This window comes from Thiocapsa sp., from assembly GCF_011390875.1.
Taxonomy (GTDB): Bacteria; Pseudomonadota; Gammaproteobacteria; order Chromatiales; family Chromatiaceae; genus Thiocapsa.
In genome coordinates this window covers 1-19,649 of sequence record NZ_JAABRP010000036.1, presented here as the reverse complement: position 1 = coordinate 19,649, position 19,649 = coordinate 1, and the positions used below count along the sequence as shown (strand labels likewise).

At 65.9% G+C, this 19,649-nt stretch carries 15 protein-coding genes; 5 read left to right on the top strand and 10 right to left on the bottom strand.

The features are described 5' to 3' along the window. The 10 genes from GPT33_RS04600 to rlmH all read right to left on the bottom strand — a co-directional run. Positions 1 to 295, bottom strand: a 295-nt coding sequence (locus GPT33_RS04600; RefSeq protein ID WP_296806150.1) for a DUF1365 family protein, incomplete at its 3' end; no start/stop codon positions are given. Further along, on the bottom strand, positions 292 to 1,653 hold the full coding sequence (locus tag GPT33_RS04595) for an FAD-dependent oxidoreductase (RefSeq protein ID WP_296806149.1): 1,362 nt from the start codon (positions 1,651 to 1,653) through the stop codon (positions 292 to 294). The genes GPT33_RS04595 and GPT33_RS04600, both read right to left, overlap by 4 nt. 154 nt (positions 1,654 to 1,807) lie before the next feature. Beyond that, positions 1,808 to 2,092 carry a hypothetical protein gene (locus GPT33_RS04590; protein WP_296806148.1) on the bottom strand — a complete coding sequence of 95 codons (285 nt, stop codon included), beginning with the start codon at positions 2,090 to 2,092 and terminating at the stop codon, positions 1,808 to 1,810. A 108-nt stretch (positions 2,093 to 2,200) separates the two neighbouring features. Further along, a complete protein-coding gene (pmbA, locus tag GPT33_RS04585) occupies positions 2,201 to 3,550 on the bottom strand; it encodes a metalloprotease PmbA (protein WP_296806147.1) in 1,350 nt (449 codons plus the stop codon). A gap of 75 nt (positions 3,551 to 3,625) precedes the next feature. Continuing rightward, positions 3,626 to 5,068, bottom strand: coding sequence for a metalloprotease TldD (tldD, locus tag GPT33_RS04580; RefSeq protein ID WP_296806151.1), 1,443 nt, complete (start codon positions 5,066 to 5,068; stop codon positions 3,626 to 3,628). Between the two features lie 87 nt (positions 5,069 to 5,155). Then, positions 5,156 to 5,986 (bottom strand): carbon-nitrogen hydrolase family protein, encoded by an 831-nt coding sequence (locus GPT33_RS04575; RefSeq protein ID WP_296806146.1) that lies wholly within the window; start codon positions 5,984 to 5,986, stop codon positions 5,156 to 5,158. Positions 5,987 to 6,203: 217 nt separating this feature from the next. Then, on the bottom strand, positions 6,204 to 10,235 hold the full coding sequence (locus GPT33_RS04570) for a YhdP family protein (protein WP_296806145.1): 4,032 nt from the start codon (positions 10,233 to 10,235) through the stop codon (positions 6,204 to 6,206). 22 nt (positions 10,236 to 10,257) lie between these two features. Next, positions 10,258 to 11,712 (bottom strand): ribonuclease G, encoded by a 1,455-nt coding sequence (gene rng / locus GPT33_RS04565; RefSeq protein ID WP_296806144.1) that lies wholly within the window; start codon positions 11,710 to 11,712, stop codon positions 10,258 to 10,260. 183 nt (positions 11,713 to 11,895) lie between these two features. Continuing rightward, positions 11,896 to 12,525 (bottom strand): nucleoside triphosphate pyrophosphatase, encoded by a 630-nt coding sequence (locus tag GPT33_RS04560; RefSeq protein ID WP_296806143.1) that lies wholly within the window; start codon positions 12,523 to 12,525, stop codon positions 11,896 to 11,898. Between the two features lie 287 nt (positions 12,526 to 12,812). Continuing rightward, the gene (rlmH, locus tag GPT33_RS04555) at positions 12,813 to 13,292 is read right to left on the bottom strand and encodes a 23S rRNA (pseudouridine(1915)-N(3))-methyltransferase RlmH (RefSeq protein ID WP_296806142.1); all 480 of its coding nucleotides are present in this window, start codon (positions 13,290 to 13,292) and stop codon (positions 12,813 to 12,815) included. A gap of 72 nt (positions 13,293 to 13,364) precedes the next feature. On the opposite strand from rlmH, the gene GPT33_RS04550 reads away from it, so the two are divergent. From GPT33_RS04550 to GPT33_RS04530, 5 genes are all read left to right on the top strand, one after another. Continuing rightward, positions 13,365 to 14,417 carry a homocysteine S-methyltransferase family protein gene (locus tag GPT33_RS04550; RefSeq protein WP_363929015.1) on the top strand — a complete coding sequence of 351 codons (1,053 nt, stop codon included), beginning with the start codon at positions 13,365 to 13,367 and terminating at the stop codon, positions 14,415 to 14,417. Then, the gene (locus GPT33_RS04545; RefSeq protein ID WP_296806141.1) at positions 14,414 to 15,283 is read left to right on the top strand and encodes a sulfurtransferase; all 870 of its coding nucleotides are present in this window, start codon (positions 14,414 to 14,416) and stop codon (positions 15,281 to 15,283) included. Before GPT33_RS04550 ends, GPT33_RS04545 begins: the two co-directional genes overlap by 4 nt. A gap of 377 nt (positions 15,284 to 15,660) precedes the next feature. After that, positions 15,661 to 18,156, top strand: coding sequence for a DUF3604 domain-containing protein (locus tag GPT33_RS04540; protein WP_296806140.1), 2,496 nt, complete (start codon positions 15,661 to 15,663; stop codon positions 18,154 to 18,156). A 79-nt stretch (positions 18,157 to 18,235) separates the two neighbouring features. Next, positions 18,236 to 19,270 carry a peptidylprolyl isomerase gene (locus tag GPT33_RS04535; RefSeq protein ID WP_296806139.1) on the top strand — a complete coding sequence of 345 codons (1,035 nt, stop codon included), beginning with the start codon at positions 18,236 to 18,238 and terminating at the stop codon, positions 19,268 to 19,270. Positions 19,271 to 19,305: 35 nt separating this feature from the next. Beyond that, on the top strand, positions 19,306 to 19,649 hold a 344-nt coding region (locus GPT33_RS04530), incomplete at its 3' end, for a hypothetical protein (RefSeq protein ID WP_296806138.1).

Sequence of the window (19,649 nt, the reverse complement as noted above, 5' to 3'; positions counted from 1 at the left end):
GCGGAAAACACTGCAGCTCGATGCGGGCGATTTCCATCTCCTGCCCGCACTCGCGCAGTCGCTCAAGCAACCAGGGCTTGAGCCCCCGACCGTTGCGCGGACCGTGATCGCGATCGTGAAACGAGAAGAGGTTAAAGCGGTTGTATGAGAACCAGCGGCAATCGCGCGCGATCTCGCCGACCCGCTCGACATCCAGCAACATGCTGAAGACCCGATAGACGAAGCGATAACGCACCGGAAAGAGCCGCCGATGCATGACATCGCCGAAGATAATTCGACCGGCAACGGCATTCACGAGGGCAGCACCGTCACGCGGCCCGGCCCGGAGCCAGAGCCAGAGCCGGCAACTTCGCCCGCGCTCGGCACGGTCGAGGTTGCCGCGGTCTCCCAGGGCGGACGGACATCGAGCCCGCGCGCGACATCCACTGCGGCGCGAAGGCCGTCTTCGTGGAACCCGTATCCTAGGTAGGCCCCGCTGAACCAGATCCGGTCGCAGCCTTGGATCTCGCCGATACGACGCTGCGCATCGGTGGCGCTCGCGTCGAACATCGGGTGCTCGTAGGTCATCTCGGCGAGAATCGAATCGCTGCGCGGCGCCACGCGCGGATTCAGACTGACGAAGACATCGCGATCGGCCGGCAGATCCTGAAGGCTGTTCATCCAGTAGGTCACCGTTACCGGACGATCGGCGCCCTCGCCCGGCTGCTGGATATAGTTCCACGACGACCAGACCCGGCGGCGTTTCGGCATCAGTGCGGGATCGGTGTGCAGAAAGACCTGATTGGTCTGATACCGGAAGTCGCCGAGGATGTCGCGCTCGAGCGGCGTCGGGGACTCGATCAAGGACAGTGCCTCGTCGGCGTGGCAACCCATCACGACCGCATCGAATTGCAGACGCTCGCCCGCTGCGGTCTCAACCTCGACCCCTTGCTCACGACGCCGCACCCGCTGCACCGGCGTATCGGCCAGACAACGGCCCCGCAAGCGCCCCAGGATCGCCTGTACGTAAGCTCGACTGCCGCCGCGCACCGTCTCCCAGTCCGGGCGATCGACCAAATCGAGAAGGCCGTGGTTGGCGAAGAATCGCGCAAAGCTCAGGAAGGGAAAGTCACGCATGTCTTCGGTGGGACAGGACCAGATCGCCGCCGCCATGGGGAGCAGATAGTGGTTGGCGAACCGATCGGAGTAACGACCGCGCTTCAGAAAATCACCGACCGTCAGGGTATCCCCGGGGTTGGAGTTGATGAAGTTCTTGGCCGCTGTGTTGAATCGGAGAATCTCTTTGACCATCCACAAAAATCGCCAATCCAGCAGATTGGCGCGCGCACCGAAGAGCGTATTGAGGCTATCCCCGCCGTACTCGATACGCCCGCCCTCCAGGCTGGCCGCGAAGGACATACTGGTCGGATAGGTCGCAACACCGAGATGCTTGAACATGGCGCTCAACAACGGATAGTTGCGCCGATTGAAGACCATAAAGCCGGTATCGACCGGAAAGGCCCCACGCGGGTCGGGGACCTCGAGCGTATTGCTGTGCCCGCCGACATACGCATTGCGCTCGAGCAGGGTCACCTGGTAGCGCGAATCCAGCAGCCAAGCCGCACCCAACCCGCCGATACCTCCGCCGACGATCCCGATTGTTTTCACTGACATCCGAATTGATCCTTCCGTTTGATCCCGAGTACAGGGCCGACAACAGCACGTCGTCTGTTCATGTTTCGTCCAATATTGAAGCGCCGATCGAACAGCTCAAGGGCTCGACCGAAGAGGAGACGAAAACGTTTGGATGGCGGTTTGAGCGCCGAGCTTAGAGCGAGCGCCGGGCCGTTCCGCGGATCAGGTCATCCATCCTTGACTTCGCGTCGGTCCAGCGTTCGGTGCCGACTTCCCCCGCGGCCAGGAGCTCCATCAGGCCATAGGCCAGCGGCCGTTGATCGGCAGGCAGATCAAAAAGCTTGGTCAACTTGAACAAGCAGCCGGCCTTTTGATGCTCAAGCGTACAGGCAAGGGCATACAGTGTCAGCGCCGAGGCGGACTCGGGTGCCGATGCGATCAGCGCCAAGGTTTCCGTGAGCGGGTCGATGGTATCCATTGTGCGGGGGCAACGGTTGGAGCGGCGGTCGTTTGAATCGTCGGGCAGTGCTCGGACTCGGCCGCAACGAAGCGGCGGCAGGGGCGCCGAGCCCCTGCAACAACGGTCCTATTCACCTGCAATCGTCATCGTGTCGATCAGCCAGGAGCCGGTGCGTGTGCTGCCTGAATAGTCGTAGTCATTGCCGACCGCCAGCAGGCCCGCGTACATGCGCTTGAGGTTGCCGGCGATGGTGATCTCTTCGACCGGATGTTGGATCTCGCCTCCCTCCACCCAAAAGCCCGCGGCGCCGCGCGAATAGTCGCCCGTAACGGGATTGACACCGTGCCCCATCAACTCGGTGACCATCAGCCCGGTTCCCATCTCTCGCAACAATGCAGCCCGATCGAGATCGCCCATGCCGATGCGCAGGTTGCGCACGCCGCCGGCGTTGCCCGTCGTCTGCATGCCGAGCCGGCATCCGGAATACGCATCCAGAAGATAGGTCTGCAGAACCCCATCGGTGATCAGGTCCTTAGCGCGCGTCGCGACACCATCCCCGTCGAACGGCGCACTCGAGAGTCCCCGCGGCAGGTGCGGCTCTTCGTGAATCCGCACGAAGTCCGGGAAGATGCGCTCGCCGAGGTGGTCGAGCAGGAAGCTGGTGCGCCGATAGATGCTGCCGCCCTGGATCGCCGAGACCAGGCTGCGGATCAGGCCGGTCGCAACCTCGGCACGGAACAGGACGGGGACCTGACAGGTCGGGATACGGCGCGACCCGAGCCGGGCAACGGTCCGCTCGGCCGCACGCTCGCCGACCATGCGTGCCGAATCCAGATCGGCCGCCGCGCGGGCACTGGTCCACCAGTGATCGCGTTGCAGGCTCTCGCCCTCCTGACCGATCACGGCACAGCTGAGTCCGTGCCGACTAGTCGGGTAGCCGGAGACGAATCCGTGACTGTTGCCGTAGACCTGGATCCCGGTGTGGGTGGAGAGGCTCGCGCCCTCCGAGTTGACGATCCGCGGATCATAGCCGCGGGCCGAGTCCTCGCAGGCCGCAGCGATCTCGATCGCGTCCTCGACCCCCAGATGCCAGGGGTGATAGAGATCCAGGTCCGGGATCTCGGCAGCCATCAGAGCCGCGTCGGCGAGATGGGCGCAGGGATCCTCCTGGGTGTGCTCGGCGATGGCGCAGGCCGCTTTCACCGCATCGCGCAACGCGCCGGTACTCAGATCCGACGTGCTCGCCGAACCCTTGCGGTTTCCGAAATAGACGGTGATTCCGAGGCCGTTGTCGCGTGTGTGCTCGACCGTCTCGACTTCGCCGAGTCGGACCGAGACCTCGAGACCGGCACTGCTGCCGACCGATGCCTCGGCGGCCGTCGCGCCGCGTCGTTTCGCCTCCTTGAGGAGATCCTCGATCGTCTGTTTCAAACGCGCGAGACGTTCCGCGGTGTCTTCGGTGGCGGCAATCGACATGGCAAGTCCTTGAGTGAGAGAGGTTCCGGGCACGGCTAAAGTGGTCTGGTCGTGTCGAGAGAGCGAACCTCCCCGTCAGGCGCTCGTCCCGCCGACGGTCAGACCGTCGATCCGCAAGGTCGGCTGGCCCACCCCGACCGGGACGCTCTGACCCTCTTTTCCGCAGGTCCCGACACCTTGGTCGAGTCGCAGATCGTTGCCGATCATGCTCACCCGGGTCAGGACATCCGGCCCGTTGCCGATGAGGGTCGCACCCTTCACGGGGCGTCCGACCTTGCCGTTCTCGATCAGGTAGGCCTCGCTTGCGGAGAAGACGAACTTGCCCGAGGTGATGTCCACCTGTCCACCGCCGAAATTGACCGCGTACAAGCCTTTGTCCACCGAGGCGATGATCTCCTCGGGATCACGCTCGCCGGCGAGCATGTAGGTGTTGGTCATGCGCGGCATCGGCAGGTGCGCGTAGGATTCGCGGCGACCGTTGCCCGTGGAGTGCGTCCCGGTCAGACGCGCGTTGAGCTTGTCCTGCATGTAGGCGCAGAGGATGCCGTCTTCGATCAGGACCGTGTTTTGGGTCATGGTCCCTTCGTCGTCGATGTTCAGCGACCCGCGCCGACCCGGCAAGGTGCCGTCGTCCACGACCGTCACTCCGGGTGCGGCCACCCGCTCGCCGATCCGCCCGGCGAAGGCCGAGCTGCCCTTGCGGTTGAAGTCGCCCTCGAGCCCGTGCCCGATCGCCTCGTGCAGCAGCACGCCCGGCCAGCCGGATCCGAGCACGACCGTCATGGTCCCGGCGGGCGCATCCCCGGCTTCAAGGTTGGTGACGGCCAAACGGACGGCTTCACGCGCGAAGGACAGTGCTCGGTCTTCAAGGAGAAAATAATCCAGATCGGCACGGGCACCGCCCCCGCTCGATCCTTGCTCGCGACGCCCGCCGTCCTCGGCGACGACACTGACGTTCAGCCTCACGAGGGGGCGCACATCGGCCGACAAGGCGCCGTCGTCACCCAGTACCAGGACGGTATCCTGCACGGCGACGACACTGGCAACCACCTCGCGCACGCGCGGATCGGCACGCCGTGCCTCGGCATCGACACGTTGCAGCAGCGCGACCTTGTCCGGATCCGGCAGGCTCGCGATCGGATTGGTGGGATCGTAGAGGCTGCGTTTGTTCGCAACCTCGCCGATACGTACCTGCTCGCCCTGCCCGATCCGCGCGATCGCGCGGGCGGCTTCGGCCGCCTGTGCCAGGGCCGGGAAGCGCAGCTCGTCCGAGTAAGCGAAACCGGTCTTTTCCCCGCTGATCGCCCGCAGGCCGGCGCCTTGCTCGATGCTGAAGTTGCCGTCCTTGATGATTCCGTCCTCGAGCACCCAAGACTCGAGCCGGCTGGACTGAAAATAGATGTCCGCGGCATCTACCGCGGAGCCGGCCAGAAGCCCGAGCAGACGGTCGAGGTCTTGCTCGGTCAATCCCGCGGGTTCGAGAATACTCGTGCGTGCAATCGCAATCGGGTCGGTCATCATCGGGTGTTGTCGGGCTCCGTCGGGGAGATGGGGTCGTGCGCGTGTAACCGCGCAGACCTCTCGTGATGCGTTAAAGCTGCGGTCTCAAGCGCGGCATTTCAAACGACGATGCTCGATCGTCGGGAAGTTGCGTCGGACCGAATCCTGATAATCGTCGTCCAGAGCACAGCAGATGAAGCCCGATCCTCTGGGCACTTGCGCGAGCACCGTGCCCCATGGGTCGACAATCATGCTGTGACCGTGCGTCTCGCGGCCGTTGATGTGGAAGCCGCCTTGCGCCGCAGCGATGACGTAGGCGAGATTCTCGATGGCCCGGGCGCGCACCAGGGTTTCCCAATGGGCCTTCCCGGTGATGGCCGTAAAGGATGAAGGGATCGCCAGGAGGTCCATGCCGCCGTCGAGCATGCAACGAAACATCTCCGGGAAGCGCAGGTCGTAGCAGACCGCGACACCCATGCGTCCGAACGGCGTATCCAGGACGACGGTCTCGCCCCCCGGCTCGATCGTCGCCGATTCCTGGTAACGCTCCCCGCCCTCGGGCAGACAGACGTCGAACAGATGCACCTTGTCGTAACGGCCCACGCGCTCGCCGCGATCGTCGAACACCAGACAGGCGGCCCGAACCTTGCCCGCATCATGTGCGGCCAACGGGATGGTCCCGCCGACAAGCCAGACGCCCTGCTGTTTGGCCACCCGCGCCAGAAACGCCTGCAAGGGTCCGTCCCCGTCCTCCTCGCGCAACGCCAGTTGATCCTGATCGCGTTTGCCCATGAAGGCAAAGTTCTCGGGAAGCACGACAAGACTCGCACCCTTGTCCTTCGCCGCCTTGACGAGGCGTTCGGCCTCGAAGAGGTTGGCGTTTACGTTTGGACCGGTCGCCATCTGGACCGCTCCGATCTTCGGTTTTGTCTTCATCGTCTCTACCGCAATCACTGCTGCCCCGGCAGGCGAAGGGGCGGGCCAATCCGATTCGGCCTGCGACGCGCTCCGATCGGCGACTCGGAGGGAACGTTCGCGGACGGGATATCCGCTCGTGCATGCCCGAGCGGCCCGAGCCACCGAGCCGTCACCCCATCGATTCGGAACGATACCATCCCCGCTGGCCAGCCGAAACAATCCCGCTCGATCAGACTCAATCGAGGAAGTGATTCGGCGGCGGCGCGCCGCCGGGCGCAGGCATGGGCGTGGGCGAGGTCTCCGCACCGACCGCCGGATCCCATCCGACCCGGCTGACATCCGGATTGCTCCAGGGACCGGTCACGCGGTAGCGGTAACGCCCGAGACGGTCGATGGCATTGCCCGCGATCCGATCCACCAGATAGACGGCGGCCCCCACGACCGGCCCGCCTGCGACCGCACTGGCCAGCGCGACGCTCGAGCCGATCCGCGGCTCCACGACGACATGCTGGTCGAAACGATGATTCACCAGATCGCTCGAGCCGCTGACAATGACCTTGCTCGCCGGGCCCTCGATGGTGAAGTCGTCGAGGGTCGCCTTGCCTTCGGCGATCCGAATCCGGCCCCGCATCTCCTCGAAGGCAAAACCTTGACCGTAGAGATCGGTGAAGTCCATCGACAAACGCCGCTTCAAGGCGCTTAGGTTCAAGAACCCCAGCACCCGCCCGACACCGGGCTCGACCTCCAAGAGTCGCCCGGAGCCCACCTCGACATCCACGAAGCCGAGTGTGCGCTCCAGCTTGAAGTCGTCGAATCCACCCGGCCAGTCAAGCATCAGCTGAGCCTGCATCGGTGCACCCTCGAGCCGGTTCTGCGAATCCAGCGCCTGAAGCAGAACGCCTGAATCGAGCGACTCGACGCGCATCGACAGCTCGCTGCGACCGCCGCCGTCGGACCGCCGCCAAGCCCCCTCGCCCTCCGCCGAGACCAGCCCGTCGCCGGACAGTCGGATGCTTGGCAGGCGAAGGCCCAGCAGGTCCGAGCGCAGGTCGAGCTCCAGCGTTCCCAGCAAGGCATCGCCCCAACCCAGCCGTGCGATTCGCACATCGATGGGAGGAAGGCCGCGGAACGGCTGCTCGACGGGCAAGGCCGACGGCGCGGATTCCCCCTGCCCCGGCGCGTCCTGAAAGGCGACTAGATCGAGACGCTCCAAGGCAACACGCACGGGCGCCCCGTCCTCCGCCGGGATCGCGATCTCGCCGGCGAGCTCGTTTGCTCGGACAGCAACCTCCCAGCCCTTGCCCGACGACCCGCTGTCGAGCGGCGTCAGGCGCAGATCGACCTCGGTCAACCGCGGCCCGCCCAACGCGAGCCGATCCACCTGCAGATCGGCACCGCGGAACCAGGCGTCGGCGCCGAGCGCGCGGGGCGAATCGCCAGCCTGTTTGCCGGTCGAGAGCGCGTCCAAGCGCCCGAGCCAAGCGACCAGGTCGAGATCGGCCAAGCGCCCGTCCAAGAACACCCCGTCGCCCTCGGGAGACGGCGCGCTCTCGCTGCCGAGACGCACATGGGCCCGCATCGCGGGTGCAGGCGACCCACCGAGATCGAGCATCAGATCGCCGGCCACCTCGCCCAGATGACCGGCGACGTGCAGCGAGCGTCCCGGCACCAGCGCACCGACGAGGTCGAGCTCGCGCACCGACGAGGCGGGCTTGCCCAATGGCGCCGGCAGGTCGATCTCGAGCCCCTTCAAACGCGAGGCCAGGCGATACTCGAGCGGCAGCGCCGCGGAGCTCACGTCGCGATTGCGAATGGTCACGTCGAGATCCCAGTCGATCTCGCCGCTGAGGAGCCCCCAGGCCGGGCTCGCAAAGCGCCGACCGAGCTCAGAGACCGGCGTGCGAGCCCGCGCCGTGATCCGGGTGGCCGAGACGTCCGCAGCCCCCGGGTTCAAGGTGGCGATCGAGAGGCTCAGCGGCCGGTCCCAAAGCACCGCTTCGAGCGCCTCCGAGGCAAGGCTTTTCTCGGTGAAGGTCACCTCGCCGCCGAGGCGCAAAAGCTCGACCGGGGTGCCTCGAATCGCGAGTGTCGCCGGCTTCGGCCAGGACAGACGACCCTCGACACCGAGCTCGCTGTTTTTTGTGAAGGGCAGTTCGATCGCAAGCCGGAGCCGCAAGTCGCCACTCACCTGCAGGCTGCCGGCAAGCCGTCCGAGGTCCTTCGCCAAAGGTGTCTCGGTCAACGTGCGCAGACCGTCGGAGACGGGGCCCTCGGTCTCACCGACGATCGACATGTCCCGCGCGCCCCAGAGCTCCGGGATCTGCGCGTGCGCCCGCAGGAGTCGGCTGTCGAGGATGCGACCCTGGTCGAGCTCGATGGTCAGTGACTCGTCGAGGAAGCGAAGCCGACCGGCCGCCTCGCGGATCTCGGGCCACTCGGCCAGATAGTCCAGGACCGTTTCCTCGAGCTCGAGCAGCAGCTCGAAGCGCCCATCATGCCCGCGGAAAGGATAGGCCGCGAGCGGACCGCGAAAGATCAGATCGGCCTGCGGGATCTGCCCGGCAACAATGGCGCTCTCCAGCCAGCGCACCAGATCCCGATGCATGATGCCGACGGGGAGATAGGGGCGCACGCGCGAGCCATCGCCGTCGTAGAAGCTCGCGCGCAGATCCATCAGGGGGCCGGAGCCGTCCGCCGGGAGGTCCAGCGCGAGCCTCGCCCGGCCAGCCAGATCCGCATTCTCGAACGTCAGATTACGCGCCGAGATTCGAGCCGCGCCGGACGGGGCGATCCGCCAGTCGAGCCGAGTGGACAGTCGGTCGAGCGCAAGCGGCTCGCTGAAGAGCGGACGCAGATCCAGCGCGAGCCCGGCCGAGCCCAGCCGAGCCTCGCCCCCCTCGCGATCGGCGCGCACCCGCACGGCAAGTCCATCGACACCGGGAAGCGACCCGGTGCGATCCCACCCGAGCCCGGTCACCGCGGCACTGGCCTGCCAACGCGGCGTTTGGCCGGGGTCCCAGTCGACCTGCAGCAGCGGATCTTCGACACGCCCGCGCGGCTCGAGGGCAATCAGGTCGGACAGCGTCTTCGGCAGCGTCCAAGGCGAGACCGCGAGCATGGACGCCGCGGCGGCCAGGTCAAGCGGAGCGCTCGCCAGGCGCAGCCGCTCGGGCCGTTGCTGCGCGCTCAAGAGAAGATCCAAATCGACCCGCGGCAGAGCAACGCCCGCTGCACGTCCGCGCAGGCCGCCGACCTCTAGACGCCAGCCATCGCCGCTCGGACGCACCCGGACCATCGCGTCAAGATTCTCGACGCGCAGCGCCTGCGCGCCGGCGGGCGCATCGTCCGGCCGGGGCGGCCCGAGGCGCAAACCGGTCAGATCGACCCGCACCAAGGTCTGCTCCAAACGCCCGGAGCCGATCTGCGACCAACCTTCGATCGCGACGCGGTCGTTGTGGACGCTGACCGCCGAAAACCCGTTGCCGCGCAGGATCCCGCCCAAGTCGCCCGCATCAAGGCCGGCATAGACACGTCCGCTCCAGGAGAGTGGATCGGCCGACGGACCGGACAGCTCCGCGATCAGGCTCAAACGGTTCCGGCCGGGATCGCCGTACGCCGACGCAGCGGCGGAAACGAGCGGCTGAAGCCCCGCGCCGGCGCTCAAGGTATGGCGATCGCCGTCGTTGACGAGACGCAGTCTGGCGTTCGTCAGCCGCAGCCCTTCCAGCAGCGTCTCGGGCCGATCGTCGCGTATCAGGATCTCGCCCAAGACCAGCTCGACCTGTGCTTGGGTGAGCAGAAATTCCAGCGCCCGCGGATCACCGCCGTTCAGAAGCTCCAGACCATCGAGCTGGAGACGGCCATCCTGATCCAGACGCACGGCAAGCCGCGAGCCAACCAGAGTGAGGGTGGTGATCTGCGGCACACCCCTGCGTAGCGATGCGAGAGGATCGATCCCGATCTCCAGGCCATCAAGGATAAGAACATCCTTGTCGCTGCGGGGGTCCGACAACCGGATGTCGCGCACGCTCAGGCGCGGGCCGAGTCCCGAGAGACGCAGGGATGCCGAGCCCAGTTGTACCTCATAGCCGAGCCGCTCACCCAACATCGCGGCGACCCAACGGTTGTCGGCCTCGGTCAGCGGGAGCGCAAAGCGCGCAGCCGTGACAGCAAGCGCAGCCAGCACCAGCCCCGTCGTTGCGAGCACGACGGCAACCGAGACAAGATGCCGCATGAAGCGGATTGTGCGGGTTTGCGGGACAGACATGCCGTATGGTCGAGGGCGGTCCTCAGATCAGAACCACGTCGTATTGTTCTTGAGTGTAGAGCGCCTCGGCCTGGAGGCGGATCGGACGGCCGATGAATGCCTCGAGCTCGGCGAGATGGGCCGATTCTTCGTCGAGGAGGCGGTCGATGACCTCCTGCGAGGCCAGCACCAGCAGGGTTTCGACCTCGAACTGACGCGACTCGCGCAGAATCTCGCGAAAGATCTCGTAGCAGGTCGTCTGAGCGGTCTTGACAGAGCCGCGCCCGCCGCAATAGGGGCAAGGCTCTGAGAGCACGTGCTCAAGCGACTCGCGGGTGCGCTTTCGGGTCATCTCCACCAGGCCCAGCGAGGAGACCTCGGTGATGTGGGTCTTGGCATGATCGCGGGCGAGACACTTCTCCAAGGCACGCAGGACCTGGCGCTTGTGCTCGTCCTCGGACATATCGATGAAGTCGATGATGATGATGCCGCCGAGGTTGCGCAGCCTCAGTTGCCGACAGATCGCCTGGGCCGCCTCCAGGTTGGTCTTGAAGATGGTCTCTTCGAGGTTGCGGTGGCCGACGAAGGCACCGGTGTTGATGTCGATGGTGGTCATGGCCTCGGTCTGATCGATCACCAGATGACCGCCGGACTTGAGCTGAACCTTGCGCTGAAGCGCCTTGCGGATCTCCTCCTCCACCCCGTAGAGATCGAACAGCGGACGCTCGCCCTGGTAGTAGTCGATGCGCTCCTTGATCTCGGGAATGTATTTGGTCGCGAAGGCCATGGCCTTGTCGACCATCGCCCGCGAGTCGATGCGCACCCGCTCCACCTCCGGCGTCACCAGGTCGCGCAGGGCGCGCATGGCCAGCGGCAGATCGTCGTGCACCAGACCGATCTCGGTCGCCGCCGCGCAACGCTCGCGGATCCCGCGCCAGAGCTTGGCCAGAAAGGCCATATCGCGAAACAGCGACTCCTCCGACACGCCGTCAGCCGCGGTGCGCGCGATGAAGCCGCCCTCGCCCTCGTGCGCGTCGACGTAACGCTGCAGGATGTCGCGTAGACGCCGCCGCTCGTCCTCGTCCTCGATCTTCTGCGACACCCCGGTGCTCGCCAGCGCGGGCATGCAGACCAGGTAGCGAGAGGCCACCGAGATGTTGGTCGTCAGCCGCGCGCCCTTGGAGCCCAGCGGATCCTTCACGACCTGCACCACGAGCCGATCGCCCTCGTGCACCAGCTCGTGGATCTGATCGCTGCGCGGCTCGCCTTGAGGCCCCATGATGTCGGAGGCGTGGAGGAAGGCGGCCCGATCCAGGCCAATGTCCACGAACGCCGCCTGCATCCCGGGCAGGACCCGACAGACCCGGCCTTTGTAGATGTTGCCGACCAGACCGCAACGCTCGGCGCGCTCGATAATGATCTCCTGCACCACGCCGTTCTCGACCACGGCGACCCGGGTTTCCGGCGGCGTGACATTGATCAGGATCTCTTCGCTCACGGGAACATCGCTCGTTGGCCTGTGCTTGATATCGTTTTGAGCCTACCTGCGTTCGTCCCGGAAAGACAGGCGGTGATTGTTTCTAAACCGCGTCCAGAGCGAGATGCTCATTTGCGAGTGGGTTCGACGTTTGGTGCATCCACGGCCCTTCGCGAGGACGCGGTTTAAAAGGCGAGACGGCGCTCAACCTCCGCCCGACGCCGGCCCGATCACCTCGATCCCCGCCGCAGCGAGCAGTCGCCCCGTCTCGAACAGAGGCAGTCCCATCACGCCGGAATAACTGCCTTGCAGATTGGCGACGAAGAGCGCGCCGATACCCTGAATGCCATAGGCGCCGGCCTTGTCGCATGGCTCCCCGGTTTCCCAGTAGCTCAGGATCTCGGACTCCTGCAAGGCGCGAAAGGTCACCAGACTGTCGCTCAGATCGGTGAGCTCCCGCTCGCCGGCGATCAGGGCTACCGCGGTCAGGACCCGGTGCGAACGCCCCGACAAGGCGCCCAACATATGCGTGGCGGACGCCCGGTCCGCGGGCTTACCGAGTGTCAAGTCTCCGAGGACGACCGCCGTGTCCGCCGCCAACACCGGCCGCCGCTCGTCATCGGACACCGCGGCTCGACCGGCCCGAGCCTTCTCCAAGGCGACACGCCGGACATAGGTCTCCGGCGATTCGCCCGGCCGCCGCGTCTCGTCCGTCTCGGCCGCAACGAGTGCTGCGCGCACACCGATTTGCTCCAAGAGCGCAAGCCGCCGCGGCGAGCGGGAGGCGAGATAGAGGTGGTGATCGGTTTCGATGGCGGATCGAGGTTGGGGCATGGTTTTTGAGTCTAACGAAGGTTGCGGTTGGTCGCCTGGCTCATGGCTCATGGCTCCTGCCTTCTGCTATCCGCTGTCAGCTCTTAGCTCTTCGGCGGTTTCCGGGCATGGTGATCGCCGTAGGTTGGGCAAAGCGCAGCGTGCCCAACACACCTCCGGCACCCTCGGTTGTTCTTGAATCGCTCCTTAGCGCTTAAATGATGAGTGCTCACCGCTCATGGCTCGGGGTGAAGGAGCTGATAGCTGACAGCTGATCGCTAACAGCCGACCGCTGCCGACTCGCAGCGTCACTCTCCGCCGCCGCGATGGTACGGATGCCCCTGCACCAGCGTCCAGGCGCGGTAGAGCTGTTCGGCGACGATGACCCGCACCAGCGGGTGCGGAAAGGTCAGCCGGGACAGGGACCATCGCTGATCGGCACGCGCCAGACAGGGCTCGGCCAAACCGTCCGGGCCGCCGATCAGCAAGGCCAGATCGCGACCGCCGGCCAACCAGATGCGCAACTGTTCGGCCAGGACCTCGGTGCTCCAGGGCTCGCCCGCCCCGTCGAGCGCCACAACCCGAGCGCCTTTCGGAATCGCCTTCAAGATGCGGGGGCCTTCATCGGCGCGGGCACGCTCCGCGCCGCAGCCCTTGCCCCGTTGACCCGGCTCGATCTCGGCCAACGACAACGCACACTCGGAGGGGAGACGCTTTGCATATTCCGCGTAACCGGACTCCACCCAGGCTGGCATTCGCCGCCCGACCGCGATCAGACGGACGCGCATCGGCTCGCGATTGCTCGGAATGACCCGTTATACTCCAACGCCATCTTCATCAATTCTCGAATTATTGCCATCATGCCAGACTCACGCACCCGACTCACCGACCTCGCGAACCGAAACATCCTCATCCTCGACGGCGCCATGGGGACCATGATCCAACGCTGTCACCTCGAGGAGGCCGATTATCGAGGCGAACGCTTCAAGGATTGGCCCTCCGACCTCAAAGGCAACAACGATCTGCTGTCGCTGACCAAGCCCGAGGTCATTCGCGCGATCCACGATCAGTACCTGGAGGCCGGTGCCGACATCCTGGAGACCAACACCTTCAACGGCAATCGCCTATCCCAAGCCGACTACGGTCTGCAAGACTATACCGCAGAGATCGTTACCGCCGCGGCCCGGCTTGCCCGCGAAGCGGCCGACGCCTGGACCGCCAATACCCCCGACAAGCCGCGCTTCGTCGCCGGCGTCTTGGGCCCGACCAGCAAGACCGCCAGCATCTCGCCTGACGTCAACGACCCGGGTGCGCGCAACACAAACTTCGACGAGCTGGTCGCGGTCTACGCCGAGGCGACCCGAGCGCTCATTGCAGCGAACGTCGACATCATCCTGATCGAGACCATCTTCGACACGCTCAACGCCAAGGCCGCCGCATTCGCGGTTGATCAGGTCTTCGAGGAAGACGGCGTCATTCTGCCGGTCATGATCTCGGGAACGATTACGGACGCCTCCGGGCGCACCCTTTCAGGTCAAACCGTCGAAGCCTTCTACAACAGCCTCCGCCACGTGAAACCTTTCGCGATCGGGCTCAACTGCGCCTTGGGCCCGGATCTGCTCAGGCCGCATGTCGAGGATATGGCGCGCGTTGCCGAGTCCTACACGACCTTTCATCCGAATGCCGGGCTGCCCAACGAAATGGGCGGTTACGACATGACGCCGGATCAGATGGCCGAGCAGATCGAGGAGTGGGCGCAGTCGGGTTTCCTCAACATCATCGGCGGCTGCTGCGGAAGCACGCCGGATCATATCCGCGCCATCGCCCATGCCGTAGAAGGCAAAGCACCGCGCAGACCGCTCGAGGGGAATCACCGGATGCGTCTGTCCGGGCTCGAGGCATTCAACGCTTGAACGGCGTCCGAGAGCACCTCGTCGACGCGCCGACCTTGCTCGCCGGGCGCGAAGATCCGGACCTGCGACTATTTGACTGCCGCTTCTCCCTGGCCGACCCGGCGGCGGGACGTCGAGCCTATGCGGAAGGCCATCTTCCGGGGGCCTCATACGCCGATCTCGACGCGCATCTGTCCGCCCCGATCGGTCCGAAGACCGGGCGCCATCCCTTGCCCGATCCAGCGCGCCTCGCCGCCTGGCTCGGCGACTGCGGCGTCACCTCGCGGACGCGCGTGGTCGTCTACGATGATGCAGGCGGCGGATTCGCGGTCAGGCTCTGGTGGCTGCTGCGTTGGATCGGACACGATCGGGTCGCCCTGCTCGACGGAGGGCTTCAAGCCTGGATCGCCGCCGGCGGTGCGCTGACGCGACAGGTCTCTCGTCGCGAGAAAGGGGAGCTAACCGCAAGGCCCGAGGATACCCGATGGATCACCACCGAGGCGCTCGCGGCCGAGCTGGCCGCCGATCTGACCGCGGGCCGGCTAACTCTGATCGATGCACGGGCACCCGAGCGCTTTCGCGGTGACCAAGAGCCCATCGATCCGGTAGCGGGTCACATCCCCGGCGCGATCAATTTGCCGCTGACGGACAACCTGGATGCGGACGGCCGGTTCCTCTCCGCAGACCGGCTGCGCGAACGCTTCACCCGATCGATCGGCGAGGCTCCCCCGTCATCCGTCGTCCACAGCTGCGGCTCTGGCGTGAGTGCCTGCCACAACCTCTTGGCGATGGAGCTCGCCGGGTTGCATGGGTCGCGACTCTATGTCGGGTCTTGGAGTGAATGGATCCGCTCACCCGAGCGAAGGGTGGCAACGGGGCCGAACTGAGACGGCTCGAGCCGGATTCCCGGCACCGGCATCGCCGATGCCGGGGTTGCGGGAATCGCCATGACTGCCGGACCGCTAGGGTCGGTTTGTCCGGGCTGGAGGGAACTCCGGACGCGGACGGGGGCGAACGTTGCCCCCATCGAGCCACGCCCGATGGCGCAGTCGCGGCTCCCCTGCTACGCTTGATTCCATCACGCCCAAGCGGCTCCGGCCCAACGCGACAGCGATGGCCGCGACACCGCGCATCGCTAAAGCAGTTTCCGAAAAATTCCATAGCATCTCGTTCTGGACGCGGTTTAAGACGCGATCGCAGCGGATGCGGATCCGACGTTTGCCCGACTCCCCAGCGAGTCCGAGAGTGAGACGAGGAGCCCACCATGAGATCGCCGTCGATCCAGACCGGTGTCCTTTGGATACTGTTGATTGCTTTGGCACCGACCGGATCGGCGCAATCCGCCCCGCCGGACCCGAACCCACCCTTCGAGCGAACAGAAGTCCGCGAACGTTGCGCGAGCTACGAGCCCACCAAGCAGCCGTTCTTCGGGGAAACCCATCTGCATACGGCCTACTCGTTCGACGCCGTGGTGCTCGACACGCGCAATACCCCGGCGGACGCCTACTGGTACGCGAAGGGCGGTCGCGTGGGCTTGCCGCCCTGGGCCGACACGCGCACGGCCGAGCAGGCGCAGCTCCCGCCGCCGCCGAGTATGCGCACCTACGTCACCGAACATCCCTACTGCATGCCCGGCGAGCACTGCCAATTCATGGCCACGCGAACCATCCAGTTCCCCGAGGGACGCGCGCTCGACTTCGCCGCGATCACCGACCACTCGGAGCAGTTCGGCGAGAGCAACATCTGCACCTTCGAGGCGACCGAGACCTGCGCAACCGATCAGGACTGCGACCCCGCCGTCACCGGACAGGAATGCGCGTCGGACAACATGTGCCGGCCGAAGGGCTACGACAGCCCCCTCTGCAGCATCGCACGCGACGAGATCTCGCGCTTGCGTCAGGGCGCTGCCGCGAGCATCTTCGCGGGACTCGAGAACGTCAGCCAGAATCCGACACGCCCTGCATTCTGCGGCCCGGACGGGTCGCTCTGCGTGCGTCAGGCCAAACTGGTCTGGGACAAGATCCGCGACGACGCGGAGGCCGCCTACGACCGCACCTCATCCTGCACCTTTACGTCTTTCATCGCCTACGAGTACACGGCGATGGCCGCGAACGGCCGATGCGCGGACGCCGACGCACTGCCCTGCTGGGATCAGTCGCAGGACAACGCCATCCCCGACGTGCCCGACGCCGGGTCGCCGCCTTCGGCGGATTGCCCGAGCGGAGCTGCCTGCATCAACAACTTCACCGGCAACTCGGGCGCGGACAATCTGCACCGCAACGTCATCTTCCGCAACGATGACGTGATCGACTCGCCGATCAGCAACGTCGAGAGCCCGCTCGGCTGCGGCTTCGGTGCCGATTGCACCTCGACGCCGGGCTCGCCGGTGGCCTCTCCCGCGGTGATGCTCCAACGTCTGAAGGCCGACTGCATCGAGAATCCAGCGAAGCCCCGCTGCGACGTCCTCGCCATCCCGCACAACCCCAATATGAGCCGCGGCAGCATGTTCATCCTCCCGGAGAACACCCCGGACGGCCTGGCCGAGGCATACCTGCGCAACCAACTGGAACCGCTGGTCGAGCTCGTCCAGATCAAGGGCCAGTCGGAATGCCGCTACAACGCAAAGACCGGGATGGCCTGGACGAATCCGCCGGATGAACTGTGCGATTTCGAGAACCAAGGCTGGGCGCGACTCGGCGGGGCGGCGGACGGCTATCTCACCGACGAGATGCAGACCACCGAGAGCATTCCGGCGCGCAGCTACGTGCGCAACACGCTCGCGAGCGGTATCGCATACGCGGCCGAGCAAGGGGTGAATCCCTTTCAGCTCGGATTCGTCGGCGGACTCGACAACCACAACGGCACGCCCGGACAGTCGGAGGAGCAGCAGTATGCGAAGAGCGGCGCGCACGGCGTCCAGAGTTTCGCCACCTCGTCGGAGGCCCTGAACGAGCGCTTCTTTCTCGGTCTCGAGACCAATGCAGGGGGTTTGACCGTCGCCTGGGCCGAGGAGAACTCGCGCGATGCGATCTTCACCGCACTCAAGAACCGCGAAACCTACGCCACCAGCGGGACCCGCCCGATCGTGCGGGTCTTCGGCGGTTTCAGGCTGCCTTCCAACATCTGCGAGACGGGCGATTTCGCCGCACGCGGTTACGCCGGAGGCGTGCCGATGGGCGGCACCCTCAAGCGCGAGCCGCGCCCGCCCCGCCGCGTTGCGCAGGCCCCGAGCTTCGCAATCAGCGCACTCATGGACCCCGGCTGGTCGGGCCACCCGGGCACACCGCTTCAGCGGGCGCAGATCATCAAGGGCTGGGTCGACGCCGCCGGGCGGACCCACGAAAAGGTGTACGACGTGGCGGGCACAGCAGACGACGAGGACAAGGTCGACCTACGGACCTGCCGACCGACCGGCGGCGGCTTAAAGAACCTCTGCACCCTCTGGACCGATCCCGATTTCGACCCCGCCCGGCACGCCTTTTACTATGTGCGTGTCCTCGAAAACCCGAGTTGCCGCTGGAACCAATACTATTGCAATTCTCGCGGCGTCGACTGCAGCAAGCCTATGGGGATCTGCCGCAGCCAAGTCCGCACGCTGCACGAACGCGGCTGCAACAGCGACGCCGACTGTGGCGGTGGCGGCGTCTGTACCCTGCCGGACAGCTACGAGGAGTTCGAATACACGCAATGCTGCAGCGGCATCGTGCCGCAGACGGTGCAGCAACGCGCCTGGACGTCGCCGATCTGGTACACCCCGTGACCGAGACTGATCGGTTTGCGACGTCCGCCGTCTGCTGCCCGGAACAGAGCGTGGCTGGTCCCGCGAAGGAGATCAGCGCATGATCCGGCAATGGCCCGGGCATTTGCTCGGCCATTGGCTCGGGCGTTGGCTCCGACACCCGGTTCTTCACTTCCTGCTGATCGGGACGACCCTCTTCGCCGCGAGCGAGCTGTGGTCGCCGCCCGAGCCCGAACGGCCACCCGTGCAGCGCGAGCCGATCCTCATCTCGGCGGAGCAGATCCGCCTCATGCAGGGGGATTTCGTGCGGCACTGGGGAGTCGTCCCGACCTCCGCGCAGATGTCGGCCCTGATCGCACAAACCCTCGAAGAGGAGATGCTCTATCGCGAGGCCCGCGTGCTTGCACTCGACTTTCGGGACGGCAGCGTGAACCGCAGGCTTGTCGAGAAGATGCGCGCGCTCGGCGATCGTCCCGGACGCCCGCCCGAGGAGCTGGCCCGCGAGGCGCGTGCGCTCGGACTCGACGAGGACATCGTCATCCGCCGGCTCCTGATTGAAAAGATGCGTATCCTCTTGGCGCAGGATCCGAGCGCGCCACCGCTCACCGACGCGGATCTGCAGGACTATCTCGACCGTCATCGCGAGCGCTTCCTGCAGCCGGCCGAGCTGACGTTCTCGCATCTCTTCTTGGACGACGGCCTTAGAGGTGCAGATCTTGAGGAGGCCGCGCGGGCCACCCTCGCGCGAGCGCGCACGCTCCCCTCGGCCGACGCCGTCGCCTTGTCGGATCCCTTCCTCCTCGGGCTGCAGTTTCGGGCCTATTCCCGGACCCGCATCATGGCGCGGTTCGGCACGGCCTTCGCCGAGCAGGTCTTCGCCCTCGAGCCCGGTATCTGGTCGGACCCCATCGCCTCGCCCTACGGTTTGCACCTGGTCTTGGTCGAGGAAAAGCGCGAGCCGCGCCTGCCTGAGCTGGCTGCGCTCAGACAACAGCTCGTGGAGGCCGTCGGGACGGAGCGCGCGGCGCAACGCTTGGCGCAGGGCTTGGCACGCCTGCGAGAGCGTTACGCGATTCGCGTCGAGGGGCGAGATGACCTCTCCACGCCCGGTGTGGCCCTAGCAGCACAGCCGTGACATTCACCCGACGAAGCCATATGCCGGGGATGTCCGTGTGGGCAACCGTCCTATGGGCGGCGCTCCTGTGGATGTGGGGGGCGACACCGAGCGTCGTCGCACATCCACTCGACCCGGCGCTGCTGGAGATCCGGGAGTCGCCGACAGACACGCTGGACGTGCTCTGGCGATTGCCGGTATCCCGAACCGCCGATGCTCCCCTGCAGGCCATCCTCCCCGAGGGCTGCACGCCCGTGTCCGATCCGGTTGCGAGCCGAGCGGGCTCGCGCATCACGCTGCGCTGGAGCGCCCGATGCGGCGACGGCGGGCTGATCGGCTCGGAGATCGGCGTCGACGGCCTGCGCGAGCGCCGCACCGATGCAGTGCTGCGGGTCCACCT

Bases quoted from the DNA above. Each gene is read 5' to 3' on its own strand.
- GPT33_RS04595 (WP_296806149.1), bottom strand. From the start codon at position 1,653: ATGTCAGTGAAAACAATCGGGATCGTCGGCGGAGGTATCGGCGGGTTG.
- GPT33_RS04590 (WP_296806148.1), bottom strand. From the start codon at position 2,092: ATGGATACCATCGACCCGCTCACGGAAACCTTGGCGCTGATCGCATCG.
- pmbA (WP_296806147.1), bottom strand. From the start codon at position 3,550: ATGTCGATTGCCGCCACCGAAGACACCGCGGAACGTCTCGCGCGTTTG.
- tldD (WP_296806151.1), bottom strand. From the start codon at position 5,068: ATGACCGACCCGATTGCGATTGCACGCACGAGTATTCTCGAACCCGCG.
- GPT33_RS04575 (WP_296806146.1), bottom strand. From the start codon at position 5,986: ATGAAGACAAAACCGAAGATCGGAGCGGTCCAGATGGCGACCGGTCCA.
- GPT33_RS04570 (WP_296806145.1), bottom strand. From the start codon at position 10,235: ATGTCTGTCCCGCAAACCCGCACAATCCGCTTCATGCGGCATCTTGTC.
- GPT33_RS04560 (WP_296806143.1), bottom strand. From the start codon at position 12,525: ATGCCCCAACCTCGATCCGCCATCGAAACCGATCACCACCTCTATCTC.
- rlmH (WP_296806142.1), bottom strand. From the start codon at position 13,292: ATGCGCGTCCGTCTGATCGCGGTCGGGCGGCGAATGCCAGCCTGGGTG.
- GPT33_RS04550 (WP_363929015.1), top strand. From the start codon at position 13,365: ATGCCAGACTCACGCACCCGACTCACCGACCTCGCGAACCGAAACATC.
- GPT33_RS04540 (WP_296806140.1), top strand. From the start codon at position 15,661: ATGAGATCGCCGTCGATCCAGACCGGTGTCCTTTGGATACTGTTGATT.
- GPT33_RS04535 (WP_296806139.1), top strand. From the start codon at position 18,236: ATGATCCGGCAATGGCCCGGGCATTTGCTCGGCCATTGGCTCGGGCGT.